11 protein-coding genes are annotated in these 16,574 nt (G+C 58.6%); 3 read left to right on the forward strand and 8 right to left on the reverse strand.

Annotation, left to right across the window (positions count from 1 at the left end; all coding sequences use genetic code 11):
* Nucleotides 1-72: 72 nt before the first annotated feature.
* The 3 genes from SIK97_RS25460 to SIK97_RS25470 form a co-directional block, all read right to left on the reverse strand.
* Complete coding sequence (locus SIK97_RS25460) at nucleotides 73-1,941, reverse strand: amidohydrolase (RefSeq protein WP_047724320.1); 1,869 nt, start codon at nucleotides 1,939-1,941, stop codon at nucleotides 73-75.
* Between the two features lie 24 nt (nucleotides 1,942-1,965).
* On the reverse strand, nucleotides 1,966-2,511 hold the full coding sequence (locus SIK97_RS25465) for an antibiotic biosynthesis monooxygenase (protein WP_025107189.1): 546 nt from the start codon (nucleotides 2,509-2,511) through the stop codon (nucleotides 1,966-1,968).
* 136 nt (nucleotides 2,512-2,647) lie between these two features.
* Nucleotides 2,648-3,289: a hydrolase gene (locus tag SIK97_RS25470; protein WP_004848179.1), complete on the reverse strand. Its 642-nt coding sequence runs from the start codon at nucleotides 3,287-3,289 to the stop codon at nucleotides 2,648-2,650.
* A gap of 291 nt (nucleotides 3,290-3,580) precedes the next feature.
* Between SIK97_RS25470 and SIK97_RS25475 the strand changes: the two genes are divergently transcribed.
* A complete protein-coding gene (locus tag SIK97_RS25475) occupies nucleotides 3,581-4,483 on the forward strand; it encodes a LysR family transcriptional regulator (protein ID WP_004129645.1) in 903 nt (300 codons plus the stop codon).
* On the opposite strand, the gene malZ is transcribed toward SIK97_RS25475, so the two are convergent.
* The 5 genes from malZ to phoB form a co-directional block, all read right to left on the reverse strand.
* A complete protein-coding gene (gene malZ, locus SIK97_RS25480) occupies nucleotides 4,480-6,297 on the reverse strand; it encodes a maltodextrin glucosidase (RefSeq protein WP_049101914.1) in 1,818 nt (605 codons plus the stop codon). The genes SIK97_RS25475 and malZ overlap by 4 nt on opposite strands.
* Nucleotides 6,298-6,450: 153 nt before the next feature.
* Nucleotides 6,451-7,821 carry a proline-specific permease ProY gene (proY, locus tag SIK97_RS25485; protein WP_014228149.1) on the reverse strand — a complete coding sequence of 457 codons (1,371 nt, stop codon included), beginning with the start codon at nucleotides 7,819-7,821 and terminating at the stop codon, nucleotides 6,451-6,453.
* Between the two features lie 123 nt (nucleotides 7,822-7,944).
* Nucleotides 7,945-9,264 (reverse strand): branched-chain amino acid transporter carrier protein BrnQ, encoded by a 1,320-nt coding sequence (gene brnQ / locus SIK97_RS25490; RefSeq protein WP_014837566.1) that lies wholly within the window; start codon nucleotides 9,262-9,264, stop codon nucleotides 7,945-7,947.
* Between the two features lie 418 nt (nucleotides 9,265-9,682).
* On the reverse strand, nucleotides 9,683-10,972 hold the full coding sequence (gene phoR / locus SIK97_RS25495; RefSeq protein ID WP_004848171.1) for a phosphate regulon sensor histidine kinase PhoR: 1,290 nt from the start codon (nucleotides 10,970-10,972) through the stop codon (nucleotides 9,683-9,685).
* 21 nt (nucleotides 10,973-10,993) lie between these two features.
* Nucleotides 10,994-11,683, reverse strand: coding sequence for a phosphate response regulator transcription factor PhoB (phoB, locus tag SIK97_RS25500; protein ID WP_004099401.1), 690 nt, complete (start codon nucleotides 11,681-11,683; stop codon nucleotides 10,994-10,996).
* Nucleotides 11,684-11,961: 278 nt separating this feature from the next.
* Between phoB and sbcD the strand changes: the two genes are divergently transcribed.
* Nucleotides 11,962-13,164: an exonuclease subunit SbcD gene (gene sbcD / locus SIK97_RS25505; RefSeq protein WP_057173157.1), complete on the forward strand. Its 1,203-nt coding sequence runs from the start codon at nucleotides 11,962-11,964 to the stop codon at nucleotides 13,162-13,164.
* Nucleotides 13,161-16,295, forward strand: a complete 3,135-nt coding sequence (gene sbcC / locus SIK97_RS25510) for an exonuclease subunit SbcC (RefSeq protein ID WP_057173158.1) — start codon at nucleotides 13,161-13,163, stop codon at nucleotides 16,293-16,295. Before sbcD ends, sbcC begins: the two co-directional genes overlap by 4 nt.
* The last annotated feature ends 279 nt before the right edge of the window (nucleotides 16,296-16,574 follow it).

Raw genomic sequence — 16,574 nt, forward strand, 5'->3', positions numbered from 1 at the left:
AGAAAATGAAAAAGGCCAATGAGGGCGTGAACGCTCTCATTGGCCTACCGGTACTAATAAGCGTCCGTCGCGCTAAAAAGCAAAGCAGGAGCAGCCGAGTACGCCCCAGAACGCCTGCTCATCGGCAACCGGAATCGCCGATTTGCGCGCAATATCATGCTGATGCCCATGTACGCCGCAGCTGCCGCAGCACTGGTGCATCTGAACTATCGCGCCGATATTCGCGGCCGTCGGCGGCGCGGAACGGTAATGGCCCGGAACTTTCACCACCGGCGACCACTCGGGCAGCACCGGAATGGGCGGCGGCGCCAGCGGCGAAAAGTGTCCCGCCGCGTACACCACCTTGCCGTCCACCACCGTCAGCACCGACTCGATCCCCTTGATTTCCTCTTCCGCGACGCTGAAGTAGTCTTTCGACAGCACCACCAGGTCGGCAAGCTGGCCTTGCTCAATGCGCCCTTTCTTGCCCTGCTCGCTGGAAAACCACGCGCTTCCCGCCGTCCACAGTTCCAGCGCCACGTCGCGCGGCAGGCGGTTGCTGTCGTCGTACATCGCCATCCCGCCGACGGTACGCCCTGATACCAGCCAGTAAAGCGCGGTCCACGGATTGTAGCTCGCCACGCGGGTGGCATCCGTCCCCAGACCCACTGGAACCTCCAGTTCGAGCATTTTCGCGACCGGCGGCGTATGTTTGACCGCGTCTTTACCGTAGCGGTCGACAAAATATTCGCCCTGGAAAGCCATACGGTGCTGTACGGCAATGCCGCCGCCCAGCGCTTTAACGCGTTCGATATTGCGCTCGGTGATGGTTTCCGCATGATCGAAGAACCAGTGCAGCCCGTTGAACGGAATATCGCGATTCACCTTCTCGAAGACGTCGAGCATCCGGCTGATGGATTCATCATAGGTGGCGTGCAGGCGGAACGGCCAGCGGTGTTCAACCAGATGGCGCACCACCCGCTCCAGCTCATCTTCCATCCCTTCCGGCAGATCCGGACGCGGCTGGAGGAAGTCTTCGAAATCCGCCGCCGAGAAAACCAGCATCTCCCCGGCGCCGTTGGCGCGGTAAAAATCGGTGCCCTGTCCCGGCTTGAGCATATCGGTCCAGCGCTCAAAATCTTCCAGCTCCTGCTTAGGCCGCTGGGTAAACAGGTTATAGGCGATACGTACGGTCATCTGCTCTTTGGCGTGCAGCTGTTCAATAATTTCATAATCTTCCGGGTAGTTCTGGAAACCGCCCCCGGCATCAATAGCGCTGGTCAGCCCCAGACGATTAAGCTCGCGCATAAACTGCCGCGTTGAGTTGACCTGAAGTTCCAGCGGCAGCTTCGGCCCTTTGGCCAGCGTCGAGTAGAGGATCATCGCATTGGGTTTGGCGATCAGCATCCCGGTCGGGTTGCCTTTACCGTCGCGAACGATCTCGCCGCCCGCCGGATCCGGGGTCTCTTTGGTGTAGCCCACCGCCTTCAGCGCCGCGCGGTTTAGCAATGCGCGATCGTACAGATGCAGGACAAATACCGGCGTATCCGGCGCCGCATCGTTAAGCTCCTCCAGCGTCGGCATCCGCCGTTCGGCGAACTGGAACTCGCTCCAGCCGCCGACCACCCGCACCCACTGCGGCGACGGCGTGCGGTCGGCCTGATCTTTTAGCATCCGCAGCGCGTCCGCCAGCGAGGGAACCCCCTCCCAGCGCAGCTCCAGATTGTAGTTCAGGCCGCCGCGGATCAGGTGCAGGTGGGAGTCGTTCAGGCCGGGGATCGCCGTATGGCCTTTGAGATCGATAATTTGCGTCCCGTCCGCGGCAAAGCTCATGATCCGATCGTGGCTACCGACGGCGAGAATTTTACCGTCAGCGATCGCCACCGCATCGGCCAGGGGATTTTGACGATCGAGAGTATGAACCCGACCGTGGGTCAGGATCAGTGTGGCAGTTTGCGACATAACGCACTCCTTCAGGAGACTGGCTCAGTTTTTCTTTAACCAGCCAGCAAACAGACGGGTCACGATGGGCATCCAGAACCAGACCACCAGCGCGACCACACAGGCATCATTGATCAGATGCAGCAACAGGCTTCCCTTCAGCGAGGGCAACAGTATTCCGGTTATTGACGGCACCAGGTTTGTACTGGGGAAAATCACCAGCAGGGTGATTAAAAATTGCTTCCAGCGTCGCGGCTGGCGCACGTTCGCCGCGGGGGGCGTAAACCAGAAGGCCGGTTCAGTCCGGACTTCGGTACGATCGCCTTCGCTCAGCAGCGGCGCAATTTCCGCCACCAGCTGGCGGCGGGTCTCCGACTGGGTCCAGGCGTAAAGATGCTCAATGGTGTCGAAGCGAATAATCACGCTCCATAAATTCTGCCCGGGGGCCGGACGAATGACGTTTGCGCCAAGATGGCCGGGAAACTCTGCCGCAATCGGCATAATTTTGCCCAGCCACGCTTCATACCGCTGGCCATGCTCCGGGTCGAGCATATGGCTGATCACCAGGGTCACCGATTTCTGTTGCGCCATTAAGAGTTCCTTGCTTCAGGGAATGGCGGGTTGTCCGCCGCCATTCGCTATACATGACCATACACAAAATCATTCACGCTGCGTCGGGGCGGGCAAACGAAGCCAACAAAGAGGCAGCTTGAAGGATGAAGTGTATTTAAGCTTTACGCTCTGGCGCGCCGTGCACCATGGTATAAGCGTAATCCACGCCCATCCCGTAGGCGCCGCTGTGCTCGCGCACCAGGTCCATCACCGCGTCATACGTCTCTTTACGCGACCAGTCGCGCTGGTACTCCAGCAGCACCTGCTGCCAGGTTACCGGCACCGCGCCGGCCTGCACCATACGGTCAATGGAGCGTTCGTGGGCATCAACCGAGGTGCCGCCGGAGGTATCGGTCACCACGTAAACTTCATAGCCCGCATCCAGCGCCATCAGCGCCGGGAAAGTCAGGCAGACTTCCGTCCACAGTGCGGAAATAATCAGTTTCTTGCGTCCGGTCGCCTTTACCGCTTCAACAAAAGCCGCGTCTTCCCAGGAATTCATTGAGGTACGTTCAATAGGTTTCACATCAGGATGTACGGCCAGCAGTTCCGGCCAGATATAGCCGCTGAAGCTTTTGGTTTCTACTGAGGTATAAATCACCGGAACATTAAAAATTTTGCCCGCTTTGGCTAAGGCCACCGTATTATTTTTCAGGGTCTGACGGTCAATATTAGCTACGCCAAAAGACATTTGCGGCTGGTGGTCAATAAAAATAAGCGCTGAGTTTGAGGGATCGATCAGTTCACGAATAGACATAACATATCCTGTTAATCAATGAGTTAAAAAGATACTACCGTTTCCGTTGTGCTGTCTGGATCCTGACTGATAAAGCATGGTGAGTATAGTCAGTAATTTCTAACGAGTTATTAAAGATTTTTTTCTGATTTATTTCCAAAGCGAAAAGTTATGACTATTCGATTAACCATTACAAGATGGGCGAAATTATGTTTATCAAATTTTTACGGTTAACCGTTCTAAATTATTCACTGGAATTGAACAGGGCGCTCCGGTAAAACGGGGGCACTCTTTTTTACCGGAAGCTGACGCATGCGCCTGAACCTTGATGTCCTGTTGATTCTCGACGCGCTGGACAAACATGGCTCTTTTGCCACCGCCGCAGAATCGCTATTTAAAACCCCTGCCGCGCTGAGCTACATGATTCAAAAGCTGGAAAACGATCTGAATATCACTCTGTTGGATCGCTCCGGGCACCGGGCAAAATTTACCGATACGGGCAGAATGATGCTGGAGAAAGGCCGATTGCTGCTGAATGCCGCCAAAGATCTGGAAAAGCAGGCGGTGCAGCTCAGCGCCGGTTGGGAACGGGATCTGGCAATCGCCCTGGATGACTCTTTCCCGTTTAGCGCGCTGCTGCCGCTGATCGACGCGTTCTACGCCCAGCATCCGCAAACCCGCCTTAACTTTACCCACCATACTCTTGCGGGCTCGTGGGAAGAGCTCACCCACAACGGCGCGGATATTATTCTCGGGGCGATCAATGAACCGCCGACCTCCGCCGAATGGTCGTGGAAAATGCTCGGCGCCATGGACAATATTTTCGTCATCGCGCCGGGGCATCCGCTGGCGGAAACAACCCAACCGCTGACCAACAAGCAGCTCAGCCTGCATCGCGCGGTGGTCATCAGCGACAGCGCCCGCTACTGCCATCCGCTCAACAGCAACCTGCTCGACGAGCAGCCGCAAATCCGCGTCGATGATTTCGCCAGTAAAGTCGAACTCTTGCGCGCCGGGCTGGGCTGCGGCTTTTTACCGCGCCACATTGCCCGGCCGTGGCTGGAAAAAGGCGAGCTGGTCGAAAAGGCCGTCATCTCCTGCCGCGAGAAAGATATCACCTATATGGCCTGGCGCAGCGGCAACGACGGGCTGGCCCAGCGCTGGTGGCGCGAGGCCATTTTGCAAAGTGAAAGCCTGGGCCAGCTCTACGACTAGCGGCTAAACCAGACGCTGGCGGAGATCGCCGGTAGCGTCAGCACGCCGTCGTGTAGCGCCCCGGCGCCCTCTTTCAGCTGCCAGCCGTTGACGTCGAGCAGCGGCGAATCCTCCACCACCACCTCGCAGGCTTCGCCGCGGTTGATCGCCACCAGCACGCGCTGCTGTTTATAGACGCGCACGAACACCACCACGTTATCTTCGGCATAAATCACCTGACAGCCGCCGTAGCGCAGCGCCTGATTGGCCTTACGCAGCTTGCTCATCCGCTTGTACAGTTCGAGCAGAGCGCCATCCTGCAAAGCCGGATCCCACGGGAACGGCTTACGGCAGAACGGATCGTTATTGCCATCCACGCCCACTTCATCGCCGTAGTAAATGCACGGCACGCCCGGCCAGCTAAATAGCCACACTACCGCCAGCGGCAGGCGGGCAACATCTTTGCCGAGCAGAGACTTAAAGCGCGCGGTATCGTGGCTATCGAGCTGGTTAAACATCCGCAGCTGCTGCTGGTGCGACAGTCCGGCGCGATAGTTATCCATCCACGCCATACAGGTCTGCGCATCAATTTTCTGCGGATCGTAGGAGATATCGGTGTTCGCGAGAAAGCCCCACAGCGGAAAGGTAAAGCCGCGGTAGTTCATCGCCGAGTCTTCAACGTCGGCCTGTAGCCACTGGCGCGCGTCGCCGAAATGCTCACCGAACACGAAAGCGTCCGGCCGCTCCAGCTTCGCCGCCTGGGTAATGCCGGCGATATGGCGCAGGTTATTGCGCGCCCCGCCCTCTTCGCCCAGCATATGCACCACGTCCAGGCGCCAGCCGTCCATGCTCCATGGCGCTTTCAGCCAGTGGCGCACGATACTATCTTCCCCGCCATAGATTTCATCGATCAGCGTCGACGACCGGTAGTCCAGCTTAGGCAAGCTGGCGTATCCCAGCCAGTCGTGGGCAACGCCCTCGGGGGAAAAATTATACCAGTCGCGCCACGGCGAATCGGCGTTATGGCAGGCACCGCCGCTACCGCGCTGGTGGCGGTCGAACCAGGCATGCGAATCGCCGCTATGGTTGAACACGCCATCGAGGATCAGACGCATTCCCTCTTTTTGCGTATGGTGGCGCAGGCGCAGCAGCGCCGCATCGCCGCCAAACTGCGGATCAACGCGACGATAATCCTCGGTATCATATTTATGCACGCTGGGGGCGACAAATACCGGATTCAGGTACAGCGCCGTCACGCCAAGCTGCTTCAGGTACGGCAGCCGCTCGCTGATACCATCGAGATCGCCGCCGTAAAAGGTGGAGCCGCCCGCCTCGGCGGTTAGCGGTTCATCCCACGTTTTGCGTACGATGTCGTGACCGGCGGCGTGATGGTAATAAATCACATCCTGTCCCGCTTCGCGAGACTCGCTGCGGGCAAAACGGTCAGGGAAGATTTGATAAAATACCTGATCGGCTACCCACTGCGGTCCGCTGTCCGGCAGATCGACCGCAAACTGCTCCAGCCTCGCCGGCGGAAAGCGGTTGAACCCCTGCGGCGTGAACCACAGCTGGCGGTCGGCCCACAGCAGCTTGAAGCTGTAGCGGCGACGCGGCTGCCCGTTAACGAGGCTGATTTCCCCGCGCCACGCCACCACGCCCGGATGCGGCTCCTGCCGCAGGCGGTGCATCGGCAGCGACAGCTCTTCGTTATCCTCTTCCGCGCGCAGCGTGACCCGCGGCGGCAGATCGTCGCCGCTTAACCATAGCGTAATAATCAGTCGTTCCTGCTGTTCCTTAATAAACGGAGCAACCGGGAGGTGCCATGCCTTCAACATCATTATTCCTCTCTTTGCAGAATGGGCACACCTTGCCACAGCGTACTGGCGTATGACTCATCATCGGCAGAATTATTGGGGGAGGATGGCGGGGGTGGAGGGATAGCTTGCCGGATAGCCCGTGCGTATCCGGCAAGAAGAGAACGAAAATGACTAGGCTTTCGCCAGTTTTCGCTCGCGGCGAGTTTTAAACTGCCAGCCAATCAGCAGCAGGAGAATCCACGCAAAGCCAACGTACAGCGAGATGCGGGTATCAGGATGGTAGCCGATCAGACCGATAATAAAGACCAGGAACAGCAGGCCAATCACCGTGGTCGCGACACCGCCAGGCACCCTGAACTTCAGCGCCTTTGCCTCTTCCGGCGGCAGGCGGCGACGGAAGGCGATCTGCGACAGCAGGATCATAATCCACACCCAGACGGTGGCGAAGGTCGCCAGCGAGGCGATCACCAGGAAGACGTTCTCCGGCATAATGTAGTTAAGATAGACCGCGAACAGCAGGGCAATCGTCATCACCGTCACCGTCACCCACGGCACCCCGCGACGGGAGGTTTTCGCGAACATCTTCGGCGCGCTGCCCTGTTCCGCCATGCCGTGCAGCATACGCCCCACGCCAAAGACGTCGGAGTTAATCGCCGACAGCGAAGCGGTCAGCACCACAAAGTTCAGGATGCTGGCGGCAAAAGTGATGCCGAGATGCTGGAAGGTCAGTACGAACGGGCTGCCGTTGGTCCCCACCTGGTTCCACGGATAGATAGACATAATCACAAACAGCGTCCCGACGTAAAACACCAGGATACGCATCGGCACCGAGTTAATGGCGCGCGGAATGGATTTCTCCGGATCTTTCGCTTCGCCGGCGGTGATACCGATGATTTCGATCCCGCCGTAGGCGAACATTACCATCTGCAGCGACATCACCATCCCCAGCCAGCCGTTGCTGAAGAAGCCGCCGTTGCTCCAGAGGTTGTGGATACCCGTCGGCTGCCCGCCGTTGCCAATACCCCAGATAATGATGCCGAAACCGGCGAGGATCATGATGATAATCGTGGCGACTTTGAAGAAGGAGAACCAGAACTCCAGCTCGCCGAAGACCTTCACGCTCATCAGGTTGACGGCGCAGATAATCAGCACCACGCTGAGCACCCAAATCCAGTGCGGTACCGCCGGGAACCAGACGCCCATATAGATACCGAAGGCCGTGACGTCGGCGATGGCGACAATCAGAATTTCGAAACAGTAGGTCCAGCCGGTGATATAGCCCGCCAGCGGGCCAAGATAATCCTGCGCGTAGCGCGAGAATGAACTGGCGGCCGGGTTATGCACCGACATCTCGCCCAGCGCGCGCATGATAATGTAGGCCGCGGCGCCGCCGATAATATAAGCCAACAGAACGCTCGGCCCCGCCATTTTAATCGCGTCAGCCGAACCATAGAAAAGGCCGGTACCGATTGCCGACCCCAGCGCCATAAAGCGAATATGCCGGGTACTTAGCCCGCGCTTAAGCTTGTTACTACTTTCCATCGTGTTCCATGCCGTTTTTCTCCTCTGGCCTTCGCGGGGGCAAAGAACAAAGGAGGGTGACCAAAAAAACAAAAAACCACGGGACCTGAAGTCCCGTGGTTAAACACCTGTGTAAAGCGTCGGTTAGTGCGCGCTGGATGTCACTTGACGTCCCGCTGCGCGATCCCAGATAACCGCCAGCACCACCATAACGGCGGTTGGCATCAGCCAGGCCAGGCCCTGCTCCGCCAGCGGCAGACGCGCGGTCCAGGACGGCATCATCTCTGCAAACGCCGACGCTTTAATGCCGTCAATGATACCAAACATCAGGCTGATAAACATTGCCGGGGCGATTACGCGGGACGAATTATGCCACCAACCGCGGGTAAAGCTTAATACAACCAGTGCGATACACGGCGGATAGATAGCCGTCAGCACCGGAATCGAAATCTGAATCAGGTGGCTCAGGCCGAGGTTGGAGACCGCCATCGAAAACAGGCCGAGGATAAACACCAGCGTACGGTAGGAGAACGGCAGGTACTGGGCAAAGAACTCCGCGCAGGCGCAGGTCAGGCCCACCGCCGTCACCAGACAGGCGATAAAGATCAGCGCCGCCAGCAGGAAGCTTCCCGCGCCGCCGAAGGTGTGCTGGACGTAAGCATGCAGAATCGCCGCGCCGTTAGCGGACTGCTCCACCAGCGTGCCGCTATCGGAACCTAAACGGAACAGCGCCAGGTACAGCAGCGTCAGGCCCACGCCGGCCATCAGGCCAGCCCAGACGGTGTAGCGGGTCAACAGGCGGGCTTCGGTCACGCCGCGTGAACGCGCGGCGTTGACAATCACGATACCAAAGACCATTGCCCCGAGGGTGTCCATGGTCAGATAGCCGTTGACGAAGCCGTTAGAGAACGGCGCGGTGCGGTAGGCTTCCATCGCGTGGCTCAGGGGACCGGCAGGCCAGACGATTGCCGCCACGGCGAGAATAATCAGGGCGATAATTTTCAGCGGCGCGAGGAAATTCCCCACGGTGTCCAGCAGCTTGCCCGGGTAGAGCGAAACGAGGATCACCAGCGCAAAATAGATAACGCTGTAAATCAGCAGCGGCAGCGGGCCGTCGCCGGTCAGCGGGGCAATCCCCACCTCAAAAGAGACGGTCGCGGTACGCGGGGTCGCGAATAGCGGCCCTACGGCCAGATAGCAGACGACCGCCAGCAGGATACCGGCGACTTTACCAATCGGCGTGCTCAGGCTCTCTACGCCGCCGCCGACTTTTGCCAGCGCCACGACCGTTAGCACCGGCAGACCCACGGCGGTAATCAGAAAGCCAATGGCCGCGCTCCAGACGTGTTCGCCGGCCTGTAAGCCAACCATTGGGGGGAAGATAATATTGCCTGCGCCGACAAACAGCGCGAAGGTCATAAAGCCCAACGCTATGATGTCGCGAGATTTTAACTGATGGGTCATAAATTCATTACAGCCTGTGGATGTGGTGTTGTAAAAACGGATAAATACCGCGCCTTTCCCCTGGGGATGATACAGCGGCCATTGTCAGTAAACTCAGCGGGATATGCTCCCAAAGCGGCGTGGAAAAGAATTGTTTTTTGAATTACCACGCAAAAACAGTCTGTCTGCGACCGTAGGGGGGCAATTTAAACGCTTATAACGTTTTAAAGCAAGGAGGGATCGCAAAAGCAGATGATTATGCTAACTCTATTTTGATGCGTAGAATTATTTACCTGATGGATAGAAAACATCTGGCTTATCATGCGAACAAAAAAGCAGCGAGCGTTCGTTAATTACGCAGCTGTGATTGCGCTGCAAAGGAAAATGACCAGCCGAAGCTGGTCATTGGCAAGTTATTCTGACACCCGGCCGCTCGGGCTCAATTTTTGGCAATTAAACGTTCCGGTAACAGGAAGCTAAAGCGGGTGCCTTTCCCCAGCGTACTCTCAATTTCGAGGCGGCTATCGTGATGGCTGACGGCGTGTTTGACGATCGCCAGCCCCAGACCGCTGCCGCCGGTCTGTCTTGAACGCGCTTTATCCACCCGGTAGAAACGCTCGGTCAGACGCGGAATATGTTCCGGCGCGATGCCCGGCCCGTTATCTTCGACGCTGAACAACGCTCCGTGCGGCGCGCGCTGCCAGCTTACGGTAATGTCCGTTCCCGGTGGCGTATGGTTGACCGCGTTATAGACCAGGTTGGAAATGGCGCTGCGCAGCTGTTCTTCATTACCCAGTACTTTCAGCGATTCATCGACCGAAAAATGCAGCACCTGCCTCTGCTGGCTTAGCGTTTGCGCCTCGCGCTCGACCACCCGCAGCATCATCGGCACATCGATTTTATCGTTCATCGCCAGTACCGGCGCGGCTTCGATTCGCGACAGCGTCAGCAGTTGCTTAACCAGGCCTTCCATGCGCTGGGTTTGTTCACGCATGGTGTGCAACGCTTTTTCGCGCGTTCCCCCTTCCAGCACCTGCTCCTGCATCATCTCCAGATACCCCTGCAGCACCGTCAACGGCGTGCGCAGTTCGTGGCTGACGTTGGCGAAAAAGTTTCGCCGCGCCCCTTCCAGCTGGTGCATCTGCGTGACATCGCGCGCCACCATCAGCAGCTGTTTATCGCTATAGGGCATCACGCGAATTTCAAGATGACGGCCGTTATTCAGCACCAGATTGAGCGGTTTGGAAAAATCGCGGTATTTCAGATAATTGGCAAATTCAGGGTAGCGCAAGAGGTTAAGGATGTTCTGCCCGTTATCGTCAGGCCAGCGCAGATTCAGGATCTGCTGGGCCAGACCGTTGCACCAGAACATCACCCCTTCTTCGGTGGTCAGCACCACCGCATCCGGCAGAGACTCCGCCCCGCTGCGAAAGCGCTTAATCAGGCTTCCCAGCTCACGGCGGCGCTTTTTATTACGCATCTGCATCTGGTGCAGTCCGTAAAGCAGCGGCTCCCAGCTGCCGCTGCCCGGCGGCGGCGTCATGCTGCGATCAACCCACAGCCACCACGACAGGCGCATCAGATTCCAGAAATGCCAGACAAGAAGACCGGTCACTGCCGCCAATAAAAACCACGGCAGATAACCTAAAAACGCCCCGAGGATCAGGGCCGGGATACAACACAAGAAAAGCTCAAGCGCCAGCCTTTTCCATGACAGCCGTTCCAGCACGGTTCACACTCCTGTCAGCATTCAGAAACGGGCGGAGAAACGATATCCCGTACCGCGAACCGTTTGTACCATCCGGTCATGGCCGCTATGTTCCAGCGCTTTGCGCAGACGGCGAATATGCACGTCTACCGTTCTGTCTTCGACATAAACGTTGGTTCCCCAGACGTGATTCAGCAGCTGTTCGCGGCTATAGACTCGCTCCGGGTGCGTCATGAAGAAGTGGAGTAATTTAAACTCCGTAGGCCCCATATCCAGCGGATTTTCGCCGGTCATGACGCGATGCGAAGAGGGGTCGAGGCTCAGCCCCTGCATTTCAATCACCTCCTCCACCGCCATCGGCGAAATGCGCCGCATCACGGCTTTAATTCGCGCCACCAGCTCTTTCGGGGAAAACGGCTTAGTGATGTAGTCATCGGCGCCGGTCTCCAGGCCGCGGACGCGATCTTCCTCTTCGCCGCGGGCGGTCAGCATCACCACCGGAATATCACGGGTCATCGCTTCACGCTTGAGCTGTTTAATAAACTGCAGACCCGACCCGCCCGGCAGCATCCAGTCAAGGAGGATCAAATCAGGCCAGGGTTCATTGAGCTGATTGACCGCGCTGTCAAAATCTTCCGCCTCGACGGGCTGAAAGCCGTTTTGCTCCAGAACAAAGCAAACCATTTCGCGGATTGGAGCTTCATCTTCAACGACCAGAATTCTTCTCGCCATTATTTACCCTGTATTTTTTAGCCATCAGTATAGAAGTGCGCGGCCATTATGCGTCAGATTTATGACAGATTTATGAAAAAAATGACCGCCAGATGAACGCGGATTTCGAATTGTGACACGGACTTAACTCACCCAAAAGCAGCGTTATCCCCTCAATAATTCAGGTTTCACTCCCCACAAGCACAGGTAACCAGGTGGCTGGACGTAGCCAACGCATAAGCAACTTGAAGGATGACGGGTATATAATGCCGCTTACGCTTTTTCTCCAGGGAACAACTATGCGCATCCTTCACACCTCTGACTGGCACCTTGGGCAAAATTTTTACAGCAAAAGTCGCGCCGCCGAACATCAGGCGTTTCTCGACTGGCTGCTGGCCAGCGCGCAGGAACATGATGTCGATGCCATTATTGTTGCGGGCGATATTTTTGATACCGGCTCACCGCCGAGCTACGCGCGCGAGCTGTATAACCGCTTTGTCGTTCAGCTACAGCAGACCCGCTGCCGGCTGGTGGTGCTGGCGGGAAACCACGATTCGGTTGCCACCCTCAACGAGTCGCGAGACATTCTCGCCTTCCTGAATACGACGGTGGTGGCCAATGCCGGCCACGCCCCTTTTATCCTGCCGCTGCGCGACGGTACGCCGGGGGCGATTTTTTGTCCGGTACCGTTTCTGCGCCCGCGTGAGCTGGTGACCAGCCAGGCCGGGCACTCTGGCGGCGAAAAGCAGCAGCTGCTGCTCAGCGCCATCAGCGACTACTACCAGCAGCAGTACCAGCTGGCCTGCGAACTGCGCGGCGACCGGGCGCTGCCGATTATCGCCAGCGGCCATTTAACCACCGTCGGCGCCAGCAAAAGCGACGCGGTTCGCGAAATCTATATCGGTACGCTGGACGCCTTCCCGGCGAGCCGTTTTCCGCCCGCCGACTATATCGCGCTCGGCCACATTCACCGGGCGCAGGTGGTCGGCGGCTGCGAACATATCCGCTACAGCGGTTCGCCCATCCCGCTGAGCTTTGACGAAACCGGGAAAAATAAGAGCGTCAATCTGGTCACTTTCGCTAACGGCTGCCTGACGGACGTCACGCCGCTTATCGTCCCCGTCACCCAGCCGCTGGCGGTCCTTAAGGGCGATTTCGCCAGCATTAGCGCACAGCTAAACCAATGGCAGAATAACGACCAGCAGCCCTCAGCGTGGCTGGATATCGAAGTCACCAGCGACGAATATATGCATGATATCCAACGTAAAATCCAGGCGCAGACCGAAACGCTGCCGGTAGAAGTGCTGCTGGTGCGCCGCAGCCGCGCCCAGCGCGATCGCATTCTGGCCGGCGCTCAGCGCGAGACCCTCAGCGAACTGCAGGTGGAGGACGTCTTCGCCCGCCGTCTGGCGCTGGAAACGCTGGAAGCAACGCAGCAGCAGCGCCTGGAACAGCTCTTTAATGAAACGCTGCATAGCCTGAACGGTGAGGATCGCCAGTGAAAATACTCAGCTTACGCCTGAAAAACCTCAATTCACTCAAAGGCGAATGGAAAATTGATTTCACCGCTGAGCCCTTCGCCAGCAACGGACTGTTCGCGATTACCGGGCCAACCGGAGCCGGAAAAACCACCCTGCTGGATGCAATCTGTCTGGCGCTGTATCACGAAACCCCGCGCCTGAGCAGCGTGTCGCAATCGCAGAACGATCTGATGACCCGCGACACCGCCGAATGCCTGGCGGAAGTGGAGTTTGAGGTAAAAGGCATCGCCTACCGCGCCTTCTGGAGCCAGAACCGGGCGCGAAACCAGCCGGACGGCAACCTGCAGGTTCCGCGCGTCGAGCTGGCGCGCTGCGAGGACGGCAAGATCCTCGCCGATAAGGTCAAAGATAAGCTGGAACTGACCGCCTCGCTCACCGGCCTGGACTATGGCCGCTTCACCCGCTCGATGCTGCTGTCGCAGGGGCAGTTCGCCGCCTTCCTGAATGCGAAACCGAAAGAGCGCGCCGAGCTGCTGGAGGAGCTGACCGGCACCGAGATTTACGGCCAGATTTCGGCACAGGTCTTTGAAAAGCATAAGCAGGCCCGCGTCGAGCTGGAGAAAATTCAGGCCCAGGCCTCCGGCGTGCTGCTGCTGAGCGACGAACAGCAGCAGGCGCTCCAACAAAGTTTGCAAGCGCTTACTGATGAAGAAAAACAGCAGGTTAGCGAACAAACCCGCCTGCAAAATGCCCGTCAGTGGCTGGTACGCGGCGCAGAGCTGACGGCAGAAGATCGGCAGGCTCAAACCGCGCTACGCGAAGCGCAGGCTGCGCTGGAGCAGGCGCAACCGCAGCTTACCGTATTGCTGAATGCCCAGCCCGCGGAGCAGCTACGCCCGCAGTGGACGCGTCAACAGGAGCAAATCGCCGCGCTGGCGCAAACCCGCAATCTGAGAGAAGAAGTAAATACTCGCTTACATGAACGACTGCGGCTGCGGGCGGGGATTCGCCTCGCCGCCCGGCAGCAATCTGAACGCCTGCAGAACCACCAGCAAACGCTCGCCGCATGGCTAAAAGAGCACGACCGCTACCAGCGATGGGGCAATGCGCTGGCGGGCTGGCGGGCCGCTTTCCAGCAGCAGGCCCGCGATACGCAGCAGCAAGCCGCTCTGCAGCAGCGTCTGGCGGAAACCAGCCGCCGGCTGGGCGAACTGCCGCCCGACGGGCTGGCGCTGGATGCTGAGCAGGTCAGCGCCAGCCTCGCGCAGCACGCCGCGGCGCGCGCTCTGCGCCAGCAGCTCGCGGCCCTGCATGGCCAGCTGCAGCCGCTGAGCCAGCGATTATCACAGCTTCATGCCGCCGGGCAGGCCAGTAAGCAGGAGCAGGAGCGGCTGGAAACCACCCTGGCCCAGCGCCGTCAGGCCTATAAAGAGAAGAATCAGCAGTTTAGCGATGTCAAAGCCCTGTGCGAAATGGAAGCGCGCATTGCCGGCCTGGAGGCCGAACGAGCCCGCCTGCAGCCCGGTTCCCCCTGTCCGCTCTGCGGTTCCGCGCAGCATCCGGCCGTCGCCGAGTATCAGGCGCTGGTTCCCGGCGTAAATCAGGCGCGGCGCGATGCGCTTGAGCGCGAAGTCAAACAGCTGGCGGAGGCCGGCGCCCTGGTGCGCGGCGAGCTGGACGCCCTGCTTAAGCAGCAGCAGAAAGAGGCCACCGAGAAAGCATCGCTTCTGCAGCAGGAGCAAGCGCTTACCTCACGCTGGCAGGCGACGATCGCCGGATTAAATATCGACCTGACGCCAAAGGATGACATTCCCGGCTGGCTAAACGCGCAGCAGGAGCATGAACAGCGGCTGTATCAGCATCAGCAGCGTCTGGCCTGGCAGGCCCAGCAGCAGGAGTGCCAGCAGCAGCTCCAGCAGCTCCAGCAGGAACAAGCGCAGCGCAGCGCCGCGCTGGCGGCTGAACTGGCCGCATTTGCGCTGAATTTACCGGCAGCAGAGCAGGCCGCAGGCTGGCTGGCGCAGCGGGAAGACGAGACCCGCGGCTGGCAGGCCAAACAGAACGAACTGATCGCCCTGCAGGAACAGCTTCAGCAGTTGACCCCGCTGCTGGAGTCCTTGCCGGAAACGGACTTAGCGGCGGAACCCGCGCCGCTGGACGGCTGGCGCCAGGTGCACGACGACTGCCTCGCGCTTCAGAGCCAGTGGCAAACCCTGGGGCAGCAGGAGAGCCAGCAGCAGGCTCAGCTGAAAGAGAGCGAAGCGCAGTTCAGCGCGGCGCTGGCCGCCAGCCCGTTCGCTGACCAGCAGGCGTTTCTCGCCGCGCTGCTCGATGAGGAGACGCGCCGGCGCCTTGAACGCCTGAAGCAGACGCTGGAAAGTACGCTACAGCAGAATCAGGCGCTGGCGATGCGGGCCCGCGAGGCGCTGGATAGCCACCGCCAGCAGCCGCCGGCGGAAACGGATATCAGCCAGCCTCTTGAGCGGGTACAGGAACAGCTTCAGCAGCTGACGACGCTGCTGCGGGAAAACAGCGCCCGTCAGGGAGAGATTCGCCAGCAGCTGAAGCAGAATGCAGAAAACCAGCAGCGTCAGCAGTCGTTACGCCAGCAGATGGAACGCGCTGCGCAGGAAGTGGAAGACTGGGGATGGCTGAACGCGCTTATCGGCTCCAGAGAGGGCGATAAATTCCGTAAGTTTGCGCAAGGCCTGACGCTGGATAACCTGGTGTGGCTGGCCAACCATCAGCTCAACCGCCTGCACGGCCGCTATCTGCTGCAACGCAAAGCCAGCGACGCCCTGGAGCTGGAAGTGGTCGATACCTGGCAGGCGGACGCGGTGCGCGACACCCGGACGCTGTCCGGCGGCGAGAGCTTCCTCGTGAGCCTCGCGCTGGCGCTGGCGCTCTCCGATCTGGTGAGCCATAAAACGCGGATAGACTCGCTGTTTCTCGATGAGGGCTTCGGCACTCTGGACAGCGAAACCCTGGATACCGCGCTGGATGCGCTGGACGCGCTCAACGCCAGCGGCAAGATTATCGGCGTCATCAGCCACGTTGAGGCGATGAAAGAGCGCATTCCTGTGCAAATTAAAGTTAAAAAAATCAACGGGCTGGGCTATAGCCGTCTCGATAAAGCTTTCGCCGTCGAATAAATTTCCCCCTCCGCACCTGTCTTCAAGCCTCTCCCCCACGGGAGAGGTCGCGCCGTTGCCCGGGCTCAGCATTCACGATAAATCTTGATATTGCACGAATTTGCATGATAAGTTTAAATTCGTTGCTTTAACGATGAGTATCAGGCGGAATCATGCATAAAAACCGTGCTTATTATTTTAAACACATCATTTCGTGCAAAAACGTGCATTCATAACTTTTTCTGAGGGCGTACTGCTGCCTCCGGCAGCATCGTCCCATCCCCTCTGGCCCATTAAGAA

The sequence above is a fragment of the Klebsiella sp. JN_Kp126 genome (assembly GCF_033843325.1).
Taxonomy (GTDB): domain Bacteria; phylum Pseudomonadota; class Gammaproteobacteria; order Enterobacterales; family Enterobacteriaceae; genus Klebsiella; species Klebsiella michiganensis.